Source organism: Aquiflexum gelatinilyticum (assembly GCF_024813435.1).
Taxonomy (GTDB): domain Bacteria; phylum Bacteroidota; class Bacteroidia; order Cytophagales; family Cyclobacteriaceae; genus Cognataquiflexum; species Cognataquiflexum gelatinilyticum.
Map to the genome: position 1 here is coordinate 90,598 of NZ_JANAEZ010000012.1, position 14,562 is coordinate 105,159.

The 14,562-nt window shown below is 38.8% G+C and carries 14 protein-coding genes; 13 read left to right on the forward strand and 1 reads right to left on the reverse strand.

The genetic code is table 11. The features are described from left to right. Positions 1–82: 82 nt before the first annotated feature. The 13 genes from NK987_RS20010 (at position 83) to NK987_RS20070 (ending at position 13,984) form a co-directional block, all read left to right on the forward strand. Positions 83–409: a winged helix-turn-helix transcriptional regulator gene (locus NK987_RS20010; protein ID WP_258421399.1), complete on the forward strand. Its 327-nt coding sequence runs from the start codon at positions 83–85 to the stop codon at positions 407–409. A gap of 16 nt (positions 410–425) precedes the next feature. Continuing rightward, positions 426–1,289 (forward strand): NmrA family NAD(P)-binding protein, encoded by an 864-nt coding sequence (locus tag NK987_RS20015; protein WP_259265308.1) that lies wholly within the window; start codon positions 426–428, stop codon positions 1,287–1,289. A 566-nt stretch (positions 1,290–1,855) separates the two neighbouring features. Beyond that, positions 1,856–2,482, forward strand: a complete 627-nt coding sequence (locus NK987_RS20020; protein ID WP_259265309.1) for a hypothetical protein — start codon at positions 1,856–1,858, stop codon at positions 2,480–2,482. A 178-nt stretch (positions 2,483–2,660) separates the two neighbouring features. Then, the gene (locus NK987_RS20025) at positions 2,661–5,030 is read left to right on the forward strand and encodes a DUF2339 domain-containing protein (RefSeq protein WP_259265310.1); all 2,370 of its coding nucleotides are present in this window, start codon (positions 2,661–2,663) and stop codon (positions 5,028–5,030) included. Next, a complete protein-coding gene (locus NK987_RS20030; protein WP_259265311.1) occupies positions 5,014–6,246 on the forward strand; it encodes a DUF3999 family protein in 1,233 nt (410 codons plus the stop codon). Before NK987_RS20025 ends, NK987_RS20030 begins: the two co-directional genes overlap by 17 nt. Positions 6,247–6,397: 151 nt before the next feature. After that, positions 6,398–6,943, forward strand: a complete 546-nt coding sequence (locus tag NK987_RS20035; protein ID WP_259265312.1) for a pyridoxamine 5'-phosphate oxidase family protein — start codon at positions 6,398–6,400, stop codon at positions 6,941–6,943. Positions 6,944–7,082: 139 nt separating this feature from the next. After that, the gene (gene eutH / locus NK987_RS20040; protein WP_259265313.1) at positions 7,083–8,171 is read left to right on the forward strand and encodes an ethanolamine utilization protein EutH; all 1,089 of its coding nucleotides are present in this window, start codon (positions 7,083–7,085) and stop codon (positions 8,169–8,171) included. 2 nt (positions 8,172–8,173) lie between these two features. After that, a complete protein-coding gene (gene eutB / locus NK987_RS20045; RefSeq protein WP_259265314.1) occupies positions 8,174–10,291 on the forward strand; it encodes an ethanolamine ammonia-lyase subunit EutB in 2,118 nt (705 codons plus the stop codon). 182 nt (positions 10,292–10,473) lie between these two features. Beyond that, the gene (locus NK987_RS20050) at positions 10,474–11,427 is read left to right on the forward strand and encodes a J domain-containing protein (RefSeq protein ID WP_259265315.1); all 954 of its coding nucleotides are present in this window, start codon (positions 10,474–10,476) and stop codon (positions 11,425–11,427) included. A 150-nt stretch (positions 11,428–11,577) separates the two neighbouring features. Beyond that, positions 11,578–12,576 carry a PIN domain-containing protein gene (locus NK987_RS20055; protein ID WP_259265316.1) on the forward strand — a complete coding sequence of 333 codons (999 nt, stop codon included), beginning with the start codon at positions 11,578–11,580 and terminating at the stop codon, positions 12,574–12,576. 279 nt (positions 12,577–12,855) lie between these two features. Beyond that, positions 12,856–13,095 carry a ribbon-helix-helix domain-containing protein gene (locus NK987_RS20060; RefSeq protein WP_259265317.1) on the forward strand — a complete coding sequence of 80 codons (240 nt, stop codon included), beginning with the start codon at positions 12,856–12,858 and terminating at the stop codon, positions 13,093–13,095. Next, positions 13,088–13,375: a type II toxin-antitoxin system RelE/ParE family toxin gene (locus NK987_RS20065; RefSeq protein ID WP_259265318.1), complete on the forward strand. Its 288-nt coding sequence runs from the start codon at positions 13,088–13,090 to the stop codon at positions 13,373–13,375. Before NK987_RS20060 ends, NK987_RS20065 begins: the two co-directional genes overlap by 8 nt. Positions 13,376–13,387: 12 nt before the next feature. Beyond that, entirely contained in the window at positions 13,388–13,984 is a 597-nt protein-coding gene (locus tag NK987_RS20070; protein WP_259265319.1) for a YdeI/OmpD-associated family protein, read from the forward strand. A 76-nt stretch (positions 13,985–14,060) separates the two neighbouring features. Here NK987_RS20070 and NK987_RS20075 read toward each other — a convergent pair whose 3' ends face one another. Then, positions 14,061–14,561, reverse strand: a complete 501-nt coding sequence (locus tag NK987_RS20075) for a hypothetical protein (protein WP_259265320.1) — start codon at positions 14,559–14,561, stop codon at positions 14,061–14,063. Between the last annotated feature and the right edge of the window lies 1 nt (position 14,562).

Consider the following 14,562-nt stretch of genomic DNA (forward strand, 5'->3'; position numbering starts at 1 on the left):
TTGATATGATTACCATCCAAACTTACGTACATTTGAAGTACATGCCTATTATATAAGTACTAACCTTTTTGTAAGTATAAAAATGGAAACAATAAAAGTAGAAGCAAGATGTCCCATCAGAACAACACTTGAATTGGTGGGTGGAAAATGGAAACTTCTGATCATTTATCAATTGTTTGAAAAGCCCTTGAGGTTGTCGGAGCTTAAAAGACAAATTCCTGATATCAGTGAAAAGATGCTTATACAGGAATTAAAAAACCTTATTGACAGCAAATTGGTAGAACGTAAAAACTTTGGAGAAGTACCCCCTAGAGTAGAATACAGCCTTTCTGAAATTGGCCGAAAAGTAATGCCCCTTATAGCGGAAATGAGAAGCTATGCCCAAGAATATGAAAATCAAATCATGTAAGCCATTCAGATAGGAAATGAAAGTTGTAATAACAGGTGCGACAGGAAGTGTAGGCAAAGCAGTTTTGAGTTCTTTGCGAAATATTGACCATCAGCTGGACCTTTATGCAGGCGTGAGGAATGTGGAGGCTGATAAAATCAGTTTGGAGGGGCTAAAAACAAGCCTTTTGAAATTTGACTTTATGGATTTCAAAACTTGCGAGGCGGCATTGGAAAACTGTGATATTCTTTTTTTGCTGAGACCGCCTCAAATATCAGACACAGAAAAATATTTCAAACCGATCATTGATGCCTGTCAAGATAAAGGTGTAAAACACATCGTTTTTTTATCGGTCCAAGGTGTGGAAAACAGCAGAATAATACCACACCATAAAATTGAAAAGATGATAGTTGGCAGCAAAATAAATTATACCTTTTTGAGACCTGCTTATTTTATGCAAAATTTTACAACTACGCTTCGCAAAGACTTAGTAACCAAAAAGCAGATTTTTCTTCCTGCTGGAGAATCAAAATTTACGCTGATCGATGTGATGGATATTGGGGAGGTAGCTGCCAATATCCTGATAAATATAAAGCAGCACATCAATGAATCTTACGATTTGACCAATGGGGAAAAGTTAACATTTTCTCAGATGGCAAAGATTTTAAGCAATGGCTTAGGAACTCAAATTAAATTCCAATCGCCTAATTTGATGAGGTTCTTTTTGACCAAAAGGAAGGAAAATATGCCTACGATGTTTATTCTTGTGATGATCATGCTTCATTATTTTCCGAGATTTCAAAAAGAATCCGAAACTACAGATTGGGTGGCTAAAATCACCGGAAGACAACCAAGGACTTTTGCCCAATTTATTTCAGAAAACCGAAACCTATTGGCTTGATGAAGATTCCTTTCTTGCTTCTTTTTTTGGTTTAAATCCTCCAAAATACTGACAGGAATTAAAATCCCATCCTGAATTTTTCATCCAAATAATGGATACTTAAAAGGACCGATAGAAAAGACGAAATAGCATTTCAGTCACGTTCATTTTCAAAACACCTTCAGGAATTCCTTGAACTTGACCTAGTGCAGCTTGTACATGGATATGCTTCCACCATTATTGAATAGACTGCGACTATCCCGTCCATATGTGACGGATTTTATCAAAGCTTATTTTGCTAATAACTTTCCAAAACAATGAAGGAAACAGATTTCTTTCAAGGTTTTATGGTGATTTTTTCTTTAATAATTCCCGGTTTTTGATCCAAGATAAACCTCATTTGTCAAGTCCTTAGCTTGAAAAATCTTCTTGTAGTAAATTTTTTTTGAAGAGATAAATCCTTGATTGATTTTGCTAAATTGTGCTGTTTGTGAAATATAAATTCAAGAAAAAATGGTCTTTCCTGCCGACCAATTCCAAAGAATAAAAGAGTACACCAGCGGATATCAAATCATAAAAGCAAAAGGATGAAAAAAATTCTATTTACAGTTGTTTTGAGCATTTCAATTGCTTTGGGTTCAAGCGGGCAAGTTGACCCGAATAAGAATATTGATGAAGGGAAAATCGAGGGAAATACCTATACCAGTAATGAAATCGGATGGAAAATGGAAATTCCAACCGGTTGGGCCGTGGTAGAAAAAGAAAAAACAAAGGAAAACAACGAAAAAGGTCTGAAAGCATTACAAGAAACAATGGATGCAGAGATAGACTATAGCGGATTAAAAAATCTGATTTCAATTCAAAAAGACCTATTCAATATTTTTCAATCGACCTCAGAACCGTTTAAGGTGGAGTACGAGGGTGAATGGGAAGAAAACAGTGCAGCGCTTAAGGAGATTATTTATTTGACATATTTAGACCAGGGAATAAAAACAGACTCTTCTGCTACCACAACGGAAGTAATTGATGGTCTGGAATTTCAAAAATATAGTTTTACTGTTTATAGCCCGAACGGAAAATTTATTTTGAGCCAAATCATGTATAGCAGGCTAATCAATGGTTTTGACTTTGGAGTGAATATTAACTACAACAACGACAAATACAGGGATGAACTTCTAATGGCGTTTAGAAACTCGAAGTTTAAAAAGGATTGAATGGCCAAGGAAAGCCTTACCTTCTCATATACTTGTCCAAGAATAATTACCCTGGGTTTTTCCTTCAAAAAGGACCAAAAATTCACCATTACTCTAAATACAACCAGGAATACGGAATAAGCATAGAAATGCGAATATCTCATACAAAATGAAATAGTGTAGATAGCCGGCCACAGTTATGTCAGATAACAATGAAAAAATCAACCAACTCCTTGCGAAGTTGGACACTCTTTTGAAAAGACAGGAGGACTTTTCAAATGAAATAAATACACTGCGAATAGAATTAAACAAGCTCAAAGCTAACGGTCAGGATCCTGTAATTGAAAGTAATACTGCCAATCCGGACAAACCTGTAATCGATGCTGATTTTCAAATTAACAGTGAAACTATCCCTGCCCAACCCAATCCAATAGTAGAGAAAAAGTACGAACCGGAAATCCGGCCTTTTCTGCCAATCCCCGAGGTAGCAAAAAGGAAATCGGATATAGAAAAGTTTATAGGAGAAAATTTAATCAATAAAATAGGAATAGCCATCACTGTAATCGGTGTGGCAATCGGTGCCAAATACTCGATTGAAAATGATTTGATTAGCCCACTTACCAGAATTATCCTGGGGTATGTATTTGGCTTGGGATTGTTGGCCTTTGGCATTAAATTAAAAAGTAAGTATGAAAACTTCAGCGCCGTCCTGGTAAGCGGTGCAATGGCGATTTTATACTTCATTACTTATTTTGCATTTGCACTATATGGCTTGATTCCCCAATTGGCGGCTTTTTCCATCATGGTCGTTTTTACGGTGTTTACAGTAATCGCCGCATTACAATACAGCCGACAAATAATTGCACATATTGGCTTGGTAGGTGCTTATGCTGTTCCGTTCTTGTTGAGTGACGGTTCCGGCAAAGTAGCTGTTCTATTTACCTACATGTCAATTCTAAACATTGGAATCCTGGCCATTGCAATAAAGAAATATTGGAAAGCGCTTTACCTCGTTTCTTTTGGTTTGACATGGCTGATATACCTGTCTTGGTATATTGTCCAATTTCAACCAACCGAGCATTTTGGATTGGCTATTGTCTTTCTTTCATTATTTTTTGTCATATTCTATCTGACCTTTCTTGGATATAAACTTCTTCAAAAAGAAAAATTTGCAGTCCCCGATGTCATTTTGGTAATTATCAATTCATTTATTTTTTATGGGTTAGGTTTCGCCCTTCTTGATGATCATCAAATTGGCAAAGAGCTTTTGGGATTATTTACTTTGGTCAATGCACTTGTTCATTTTGTAGTGAGTGTCATCATTTACCGCCAAAAACTTGCTGACAAAAACATCCATTATCTGATTACAGGATTGGTACTTGTTTTCATTACCCTGGCATTTCCTGTACAGCTTGACGGCAATTGGGTGACCTTATTATGGGCAGGAGAAGCTGCTTTATTGTTTTGGATCGGTAGGACAAAGCAAGTTTCCTTTTATGAAAAACTTTCCTATCCTTTGATGTTTTTGGCTTTTTTCAGCATTATCCAAGATTGGAGTGATGGGTATGCTTCCTATGTTCCGGACATTCCCGAATCAAGGATTACACCACTGTTTAATGTGAATCTCCTTACCTCCGTATTGTTTATTGCAGCATTTGTGTTCATCAATATCCTGAATAAGACCAGCCAACCTCATTTCCAAAGGCAAAAAGGAACGGCAAACATTTTTTCATTTATCATTCCCGGGATCCTGATTTTCACGGTTTACTACGCTTTTGTAATGGAAATTACAACTTATTGGAACCAACTCTTCACCGATTCAGCCATTGAAATCAATCCCGAAGGCCGAACTTACCCAGACACTTACTGGAATTATGATTTAATTAGTTTTAAAACAATTTGGACAATCAATTATTCTCTGCTTTTTGTCTCAATTTTATCTTTTGTAAATCTTAAAAAATTAAAGAACAAAAATTTGGGGTTGTTGAATCTTGTGTTGATAGTATTTGCTCTAGCTTCTTTTTTATTTCAAGGCCTGTATGTGCTGAGTGAACTTCGGGAAAGCTATTTGGAACAGACCTTATCCCAATATTACCATATCGGAACCATCAATTTATGGATAAGGTATCTTTCATTTCTGTTTGTGGCCCTTGGTCTTTTTTCTTGTTATTTATATATCAAGCAGGTTTTTCAACATCCAAACTTTAGAATATCATTTGAACTCCTGTTGCATATCACCATATTATGGATAGCGAGCAGTGAATTGCTAAACTGGGTGGACATCTTGAAATCAGAACAATCCTATAAGCTCGGATTAAGCATTTTGTGGGGCTCTTATTCACTTTTCTTAATTGCATTTGGGATTTGGAAAAAGAACAAGCCCATTAGAATCGGTGCAATTGCATTGTTTGGCATTACGTTGATAAAATTGTTTTTCTACGACATTTCCCACCTCAATACCATTGCAAAAACAATCGTGTTTGTATCGTTAGGGGTTTTGCTGTTAGTCATTTCATTTTTATATAATAAGTACAAACATTTAATTTCCGAAAATGAAACTGATAATTAAGCTGCTCATCATCATGCTTTTCTTGAATTGTTCTTTGGCTTTTGGCCAAATGGGGGAGTTCAAGTATAAGCGTGAATTGAAAGGAATCTCTGGGCAATGGCACAAAATTGTTTTGACGGACTCTGTTTTCGGGAAAATATCAAATGACTTGACCGACATTAGAATATTTGGCATAACGGCAGAAAATGACACTTTAGAAATTCCATATCTCCTACGATTGAAAACTGAAGTAGTCACGAGTAAGGATATTGTGTTTAAGACGCTCAACTCCTCCCGCAACGGAAATGGATATTTTTTCACTTTTGAAATCCCTACATCAGAAGTAACAAATCAAATCGACCTAGATTTCAAGCAGGATAATTTTGACTGGAGAATAAAACTGGAAGGCAGCCAAAATCTGAATGATTGGTTTACAGTCCTTGAAAATTACCGGATTCTGTCCATCAAAAACGAAATAGAAGACTTTCAATTTACAAGGTTGACGTTTCCTAGCTCAAAGTATCAATATTTCAGATTGCAAATTGAAAGCAAAGAAAAACCTGAACTGATCTCGGCAAGAATTTCCCAGCTAGAAATTTCAGAAGCCGATTATCAAGATCATCCTATCAAGAGAATAGACAAAAAAGAAAATAAAGATACCAAGCAGACCGAAATTGATATTGAATTAAACATGCCCGTCCCGGTCAGTTTTCTGAACCTTGAGGTAATAAATTCCTTTGACTACCACAGACCAATAACAGTTAAATACCTTGCTGATTCTATAAAAACAGAAAAAGGATGGAGTTATATCTACCACACTTTGACATCCGGAACTCTGAATTCGATCCATAGAAATGGATTGAAGTTTTACAGTACGACTGTCCAAAAATTAAAAATCAATATTGACAACAAAGACAATCAGCCCCTGTCCATTGACGGAATACAGGTAAAGGGATATGTTCATGAATTAAATGCCCGGTTTACGGAAAATGCCAAATACTTTTTGACTTATGGAAATGAAAATGCAAACAAGCCGGATTACGACATTGAGCGCTTCCCGGATAACGTTCCAAAGATGCTGTCATCATTGGAATTGGGAAATGAATTGGAAATAGCAAAGGAGGAAGCGCCCAAGAAAACTCCGCTATTTGAAAACAAAGCATGGTTATGGGTAATAATGGGGTTGATAATTTTGGTCTTGGGATGGTTTTCGATAAAAATGATGAGAAAGGAATAAAGGCTTTTGGCAAAAATTCAGGTTTACTTCTGGTTTTTAGAGCCGCGAATAATATGCTTAAATTTTTAAAGTTAAATTTGTGGTCTACTTTTTTTTCGAATTTAGTTATCGAAGCTTTAATTTATCTCCAAACCACAAATAGAGTAATGTCATGGGAAAAAGACTAGAACACATCAGCCCCGAATTGGCGGATTTTATCCAACAGCAGAAAATATTTTTTGTTGGTACCGCAGCCGAGGAAGGAAGGGTAAATATTTCTCCAAAAGGTACAGACACTTTCAGGGTGTTAGGGGAAAACAAAATCGTATGGCTCAACCTCACCGGAAGCGGAAATGAAACTGCCGCCCATCTCCTCAAAAATAACCGGATGACCATCATGTTTTGCGCCTTTGAAGGCAAGCCCATGATTCTGAGGTTGTATGGTACAGCTCAGATTTTTCACAATAGGGATGAAAAATTCCAAGAATATTTCCGGCTTTTCGAGGACTTCACCGGCGCAAGACAAATCATCGAAATGGATGTTGATCTCGTGCAGACTTCCTGTGGATTTGCGGTTCCCTTCATGGAATTTAAAGAGGAAAGGACAATTCTCACTAACTGGGCAGACAAACAGGGCGAAGAAGGCATCAAGAATTATTGGGCAGAAAAAAATGTAAAAAGTATTGACGGCTTTGAAACCAAAATCTTTGATGAATAAGTCCGCTATTTTTCATACCTCCGCCTAGTTCAAGTCTCCAGACTTGGACTCTTTCCATTTCACTTACTTAATTCCCCCCATTTTTTAAATTTCCATTTCTCTTTTCTTATCTTGATTGCCTCTACTCAAACCTACCTTTATGGGAATCAATGACATCATCATCTACATCATGTTGTTTTTTATGATGTTGGGTGCTTTGGATAAAATTTTTGGTAACAAGTACGGTCTAGGCGAAAAGTTCGATGAAGGATTTATGGCCATGGGACCGCTCAGCATTGCGATGTTAGGGATCATTTCGATTGCTCCTGTTCTCGCGGATGTGTTGGGCAAAGTTGTCGTTCCCGTGTATTCTTTTTTTGGTGCCGATCCCGCCATGTTTGCCACAACGCTCCTCGCAAACGACATGGGCGGCTATCCACTGGCCATGGCAATGGCGCAGACCGAAGAAGCCGGATTGTTTGCCGGGCTGATATTGGGTGCCATGATGGGCCCGACGATCGTCTTTACCATTCCTGTTGCTTTGGGAATTCTCCAAAAGGAAGACCAACACTATTTCGCCTCTGGCATCATGATCGGCATGGTCACGATTCCATTGGGATGTCTAGTGGGCGGTTTGACGGCAGGGTTTTCATTGGGTATGATATTGGCCAATCTCGTCCCAATCGTAATTTTCTCCCTTCTGATTGCCGCAGGAATGTATTTTGCTCCGACCATGATGATCCGTCTATTTGACTATTTTGGGAAGGCGCTGATGGTATTCATCACGATTTGCACGGTGTTGATAGTGGTCGAGACATTGGCAGGAATCGTGATTATCCCCGGGATGACTCCTATTTGGGAAGGGATCAAAATTGTAGGTTCCATCGCCATTGTCCTGATAGGGGCATTTCCGATGGTGGCTTTTTTGACCAAAGTTTTCGAAAAACCGCTTTTGAAAGTAGGGCAAAGTCTCGGAATGAATACGGCCGGCGCGGCTGGAATGATCGCCACTTTGGCCAATGCTATCCCCATGCTGAATATCCTTAAAGACATGAATCCCAAAGCCAAAATCCTCAATACCGCCTTTGCTGTCAGTGCTGCTTTTGTATTGGGTGATCATCTGGGATTTACAGCAGGCGTGCAGCGGGATATGATTTTTCCTGTTATCGTGGGAAAAATGGCCGGAGGGATTTCAGCAGTAATTCTCGCTTTGGTATTGAGTAATAGACTGATCAAAAACCACAACTGAAAATGGAAACCAATTCTTTATTGTCTCTTTTTGCCCAAGCCAATGCATTTAAGGAAGGGGATTTGTTGGTCGGGGGAACTCAGGACGAACTCATCCGGGGGATCGCCCGAGGCCGTGTAGCCGACCTCAGCATCTCCAAGATCGCCGATACTGATTTTGTCGAAGACAGGGTTACAGAAATTCTCGCCAAAAGTCTCAACAGAAAGGCTTTAAAAGAAATTGCCCATTTGAGGATATCTGAATTAAAGGCAATACTCCTTTCAGAAAAAGGACCTGATTGGGTCAAAATCTACGCAACCGGACTTCCAAGTGAAGCCATCGCCGCAGTTGTCAAGGTTATGTCAGATTCGGAATTGTCGCAGGTAGCAACAAGTATTTTTAACCCGATCCCAAATTCTTTTGGAGATTTTGGAGCAGCCATAGGTTCGGCGAGGCACTTTGGCAGCCGCATCCAACCAAACAGCCCCGGAGATGAGGAGGATGAGATTTTGCTTTCCACACTCGAAGGACTTTGTTACGGTTGTGGGGATGTGATCATCGGACTCAACCCCGCAAGCGATGACTTGGAGACAATCGTCCGCACAGAAAAACTCCTCCAAAACATCTTAGAAAGGCTCCAACTCCCTACGCGCTTTTGTGTTCTTTCGGATATGGTCAAGCAAAGATCTGCCATGGCCCACACCAAAGTCGATGTGGGATTCCAAAGTCTTGCAGGTACTTCCAAAGGTTTGGAAGGGATGTTGGGCTGTGATGTGGATGAATTGTTGGATTTGTGCAGGTATTTTGAGGGATTATACTTCGAGACGGGACAAGGTTCGGAGGTTACCAACGGTGCCGCCCAAGGTGTGGATATGGTGACATTGGAGGCGAGATGCTATGGCCTTGCCCGGTATATCAGACAGGAAACCGGCAAATGGATGATTGTCAATGACGTGGCGGGATTTATTGGACCCGAGGTTTTCAGCACCGGCGCTCAACTCCGACGCGCTTGCCTCGAGGATACTGTTATGGCCAAACTCCATGGCTTGGTGATGGGATTGGATGTGTGTTCGACTTTCCACATGGGCATTCATCCTGCCGAATTGCAGCAACTCACCACCGAAATTGTGCAACTCGCAGCCCCTTCGTACCTGATGGCAGTGGCAGGAAAAGCAGATCCAATGCTTGGCTACCTCACCACTTCTTACCGTGAGCATCCAAGGTTGAGGAAGTCTTCAGGTAAAATGGTTTCTTCAGCTTTTCAAAAGCGTTTGGTTGAAATTGAAGCCTTGACTGAAGAGGGGAACACCGATCCTAATGCTGACCGCATCGCGAAACTTTATGCCCAATACCTCAAAGCCGGAGGTGACAAAAGAGCCAATGAAGACCTCGAGATTGAAGCCAAAAAGAAAATCAAAAACCTGCAGGAAAAAGGCTGTGACCTGGGTTATGGCGTAAGCCATCAAAATGAAGATCCTGATTTTGTGACCAAGCGCCTGGATGGACTTTTCTCCCATGCGAGGAAAGCCCTGTTTGCAGGTCTTGATGCTGCTGTGATCCGGGACTGCTGCGAATCACCTGTCTATGTCCATACCGAGTCCAAAGACCGGGAGGATTACCTTGCCCATCCGGGAAGCGGGGAAAAGATCAGTAAAGAAAGCACACAGGAACTGATAAAATTAGCAAAAGGATTGGGTATTACCCCGAAAATCCAATTTGTCATTTCCGATGGATTGAATGCCAATGCAGTCAGCGAACACCTCCGTCAGGTACTTCCTGCGCTGAAGAAATCACTTTACGGAACGCAGTTCACCTATAGTCGGCATGACATCATTGTCCGCAACGGCAGGGTGCGGGCTGGATACCATATCGGTCAAATCCTGCAACCTGACCTGATTGTACACCTGATAGGCGAGCGTCCCGGTACCGGCCTCAACCAACTTTCAGCATATATCACCTACGGCAAAAGTCCGGAAGGTTTTTCGATTTTTGATCGGGATATGGACCATAGCCTGACCACCGCCGTCTGCGGCATCCATCCCCAAGGCAAATCCCCACAATCCGCCGCCCAAGAAATCCTCCGCATCATCCCCAAAGCCATCGAAAATAAAGGGACAGGAGTGAGGTTGGGAAAGTCGTAATAATGAAAAATTATGAATGAATAATTAAAAATGAGGACAAAGGAAAAGTCAATTTGATGGATTGGGTTTAAAAAAATTCTTTTAGTTTTATGGGGAATCTTTTCACGATATTTGGGAAGCACAATATATTGGAATGCTTTCCCTTATAATTGAAGAAAGCGAAACGTTAGGCGATATTATAAATGGCACGAAGAAGATTATATATACCAGACGAAGTAAAGCAAGAAATTCAAAAGCACTTGACTGAAAAGTACCCTTTAGCTCTTGATGGTTTTTTATCTGCAAGTGAAGAAGAAGATGCATTAACAGGCGATTTGGGTGCAACACTTAGAATTAAAAACCAAAAGGTATTTGTGCAAAATAGCCAAATAGAAAAACCAGGTGAATGGACTTGGAGTATAAACTATCATAAGTTCAGGGGTCGAGGTCCAGGAGCAACAGAGAATAAATTAGGGGCAGATGGAATATTTGAGCTTACTTTAAAAATTGGCTCCAGAGTTGAAAAGAAATCACTAATGTTTCAATCTAAAATTAATTGGACGGATGACCCAAATCTAATTAAAGAGACAATCAAATTAACTACATGGCGAGAGGCTGCGTTTATCTTAAATTTTACCTCAAAAGAGTTTGAAGCAATTGACATTGACAGCGTTATTGCCTCCAGAGGAAAACGGAATGACTCTCTTATAACTACACCTCTTGATAAATATATAGGGACAACTTTTCTTGACTGCATTGTTGGCGACGTAGACCTTAAATATGATGCGGTTTCAAGAAAATTAATTTGGCGAACTACAACAGGTCAAGTCGTGGCGACTAAATTTTCTATCCCTCATAAAATAGCTATACAAATAACCGCACCTAATGTAACCTATGGACATAACTTAAAATACGATGAGGAAATACTAAACGACAAAGTTCATGATTATAGGATGGATGCATCTGAAGAGGAAATGCTTTCATTAAAAGACAATTATAGTAATTCAGAATTACGAAAAGCAAGAGCAACGAAAGCTGTAATTTATCACTCAGACTCACACAGTTTTGGAGATTCCTTTTTAGACGAATTGATGAAAAGGAGAATGCAAGAAATTAATGCAGCGCATGATAAATTAAAACAAAAAGTAAAAAAATAACATCGCCTAATAGCGGTTTAGAAAAAGTGGTGGTTTAGTGCTCCGAAGACAAATTTGTGGTTAATCATAGTTTGATTTTCCGCATCAATATTTGTGATGAAAATCGCCACTTCCACCAAGCCGCAAACCAGTATGATCAATTAAAGTCAAATGGCAAATAGTCTATACCTAGATACAAATATTTTTCTTTCTTTTTATCATTTGACCAATGATGATATAGAAGAATTAAGAAAGCTTTTACTTCTTGTAAAAAGTAAAGAACTAATACTTTATTTGCCAAATCAAACAAAAGATGAATTTTATAGGAATCGAGATTCAAAAATTTCAGATGGTCTGAAAAAATTCACTGAAAATAAACTAAATAATATTTTTCCTCAAATGGTCAAGGACTATTCGGAAGAATTCAAATTAATGAAAGATTCAATTAAATCTTTTGAAAAAAGCAAGCAGCAAATCATTGAAAAGTTAAGTAAGGATATTGTTGAGCAAAACTTAAATGCAGATAAAATAATTCAAGACTTATTCAAAGTTGCTACAGAGATTGAAAGTAGTCCAGAGCTAATTGAGAAGGCAAAAAATAGATTTGACTTCGGTAACCCTCCAGGTAAAAAAGGGTCTTATGGTGACGCTTTGAATTGGGAATCACTTTTATCTAAAGTCGAAGTCTTTGATAATTTTTTCTTTATATCTGATGATGGCGATTACTTTTCAGAGTTTGACAAAAATCTATTCAACTCTTTCTTGACGAAAGAATGGAAAGACAAAATGCCTTTGACTGGTTTTAAATCATATAAATCCTTGTCTGGTTTTCTAAAGGATAATTTTCCTACAATCTCAATAGAGTCAGAGAATAGAAAAGATCAGTTAATTTTAGAACTTCAATCAAGCGGATCATTTGCGACTTCAAGAGCAGTTTTGTATAAATTATCTGAATACAATGACTTCACAAAAAAACAATTGAATGATATTTTCGAGGCAGCAATTAGTAATTCTCAAATATATTGGATTGGGACTGATCAAGATATTAATGAAATATTATTAAAAATCTTAAAGGGAAACGATAGGAAATTGGAAAAAGAAATTCTTGAAGAGTTCAAATCAAAGTACATTGAAAACAAAGAAGAAAGTAATGATGAGTTACCCTTTTGAAAAAAGAACATAACTCTGTATATGAAATCATAGCACCCTTCTGTTTTCTATTCTTTATTCTAACCGTAATGGTTTCTGCTAAGAAATCGTTACTGCGATAAAGTAGGTTTCTTAGACTACTTCCCATTCCATCCATTTTTCTTCATTCCAATAACTAGGCATCAAGAAGTTGAAGAATCTATGTTGCGACCAGGCACTAAATTGCATCTACACCTTCCTACCCCCACAAAATTGTAATTGATGCATATTTGGTGTAATTTTACACCAAAAATTAAAGCTATGGCAAGACAAAGTATTTCTTTTTCGAAACCAAATGATGAATGGTTAAAGTCCCAAATAGACAACGAGGAATATTCCAGCAAAAGTGAACTTGTCAATGATTTGGTCAGACAGGCGAGAAAACAGCAGGCTACCATTGACTGGCTTAGGGCAAAGCTAGAAAAATCCGAAAAAGATGGATTTACTACTGATTCCAAAGAGATGATTTTAAAAGAATCAAAGTCCAGATTCAATGGCTGATTATAGACTAAGTAATGCAGCCAAAGAGGACTTGATTCGCATCCATCATTATGGAGTTGGAAAGTTTGGTGTTTTCCAGGCAGACAAATACTTCAATACATTTTTTGATTATTTTGAAATGATTGCCGAAAGACCATATTCATTCGAATCTGTAGATTATATAAGGAAAGGTTATAGAAGATATCCTTGTGGCTCTGATACCATTTACTTCAGAATCACAGACAATGTGGTTGAGATTATGGCAATAATTGGAATGCAGGATTTAAATAATCTACTCTAATTCATATACATCATGGAAAAAGAAATAGAAACATTCTATCCCAAAAGCCGGCAGGAGTGGCGGGATTGGCTACAGGAACACCATGATAAAAAGCAATCCATTTGGATAATTTACTACAAAAAGAAATCAAATGCTCCGACTGTCGCTTACTCGGATGCAGTGGATGAAGCGCTATGTTTTGGTTGGATTGACAGCAAGCAAATGCCTATTGACGATAAGAAATTCATGCAGTTTTTTAGCAGACGGAAACCCAACTCTGTCTGGTCAAGGATCAATAAAGAAAAAATAGAGCGGCTTATATCGGAAGGACTGATGACACAAGCCGGTTACCGAACCATTGAAACAGCCAAACAAAATGGTTCTTGGACCATTTTGGATGATGCGGAAGCCCTTATCGTACCTGAAGATCTTGAATCCGAATTCCAAAAAGCGCCCCAAGCCAAAGATTACTTTTTTGGATTAAGCAGGTCAGACAAACGCAATATTCTGCAATGGCTTGCTTTGGCCAAAAGACCGGAAACCCGGCAAAACCGCATCACCGAGATAGTGGAACTTGCTGCCCAAAAACTTAAACCCAAGCAATTTCGCGGACCGAAAAAAGAAAGCTAACTCGTCTTGATGGCTACAAGACTTTCCAGAAAAAGGCAACCCAATGTTCTTTACCTGTTTTTTGGTAGCAGGCACGTCACATCTTCAGCACTTCCAAAAAGTATTCTTTAAGTTCCTTTTCTTCACCGAGATCAACTTTTCCGTCTTCCATCACATTTGTCAGTAATGCGTGCATCTCTTTGAAAGGGGATCGGTCAAGAACAGAATCATTCTCCTCGAGCCATTTTTTCAGAACAGTGATTTCGTATTTATTGATCTCCTCATCCGCTAATATTCCATAACAGATTCCCTGAAGAAAATGAATTTTGGCTTCTTTACTTTCAGAGACGCTAAGCTCAGTTTCATACTTTTTGAGAATAGCTTTCAGCTCCATGATTTCCTCGGCTGTCATCGTGCCGCCATCAAGAATCGCTTTTACTTCTGAGAAGAATTCTTTGAATGGGGATGATTCACAAAGTCCTTGATGGGCTTGGCACCAAAGTTTCATTTCTGTGAATTCGCCTCGGGTGATTCTCCCGTCACTGCTGATACCATGAATAATTCCTTTGAGATGATTGAATGGTTTTTGGGTTTTCATA

Excerpts from the sequence above, each read along its gene's own strand:
- NK987_RS20010 (WP_258421399.1), top strand. The coding sequence starts at position 83 with ATGGAAACAATAAAAGTAGAAGCAAGATGTCCCATCAGAACAACACTT.
- NK987_RS20015 (WP_259265308.1), top strand. The coding sequence starts at position 426 with ATGAAAGTTGTAATAACAGGTGCGACAGGAAGTGTAGGCAAAGCAGTT.
- NK987_RS20020 (WP_259265309.1), top strand. The coding sequence starts at position 1,856 with ATGAAAAAAATTCTATTTACAGTTGTTTTGAGCATTTCAATTGCTTTG.
- NK987_RS20025 (WP_259265310.1), top strand. The coding sequence starts at position 2,661 with ATGTCAGATAACAATGAAAAAATCAACCAACTCCTTGCGAAGTTGGAC.
- NK987_RS20030 (WP_259265311.1), top strand. The coding sequence starts at position 5,014 with ATGAAACTGATAATTAAGCTGCTCATCATCATGCTTTTCTTGAATTGT.
- NK987_RS20035 (WP_259265312.1), top strand. The coding sequence starts at position 6,398 with ATGGGAAAAAGACTAGAACACATCAGCCCCGAATTGGCGGATTTTATC.
- eutH (WP_259265313.1), top strand. The coding sequence starts at position 7,083 with ATGGGAATCAATGACATCATCATCTACATCATGTTGTTTTTTATGATG.
- eutB (WP_259265314.1), top strand. The coding sequence starts at position 8,174 with ATGGAAACCAATTCTTTATTGTCTCTTTTTGCCCAAGCCAATGCATTT.
- NK987_RS20050 (WP_259265315.1), top strand. The coding sequence starts at position 10,474 with ATGGCACGAAGAAGATTATATATACCAGACGAAGTAAAGCAAGAAATT.
- NK987_RS20055 (WP_259265316.1), top strand. The coding sequence starts at position 11,578 with ATGGCAAATAGTCTATACCTAGATACAAATATTTTTCTTTCTTTTTAT.
- NK987_RS20060 (WP_259265317.1), top strand. The coding sequence starts at position 12,856 with ATGGCAAGACAAAGTATTTCTTTTTCGAAACCAAATGATGAATGGTTA.
- NK987_RS20065 (WP_259265318.1), top strand. The coding sequence starts at position 13,088 with ATGGCTGATTATAGACTAAGTAATGCAGCCAAAGAGGACTTGATTCGC.
- NK987_RS20070 (WP_259265319.1), top strand. The coding sequence starts at position 13,388 with ATGGAAAAAGAAATAGAAACATTCTATCCCAAAAGCCGGCAGGAGTGG.
- NK987_RS20075 (WP_259265320.1), bottom strand. The coding sequence starts at position 14,561 with ATGAAAACCCAAAAACCATTCAATCATCTCAAAGGAATTATTCATGGT.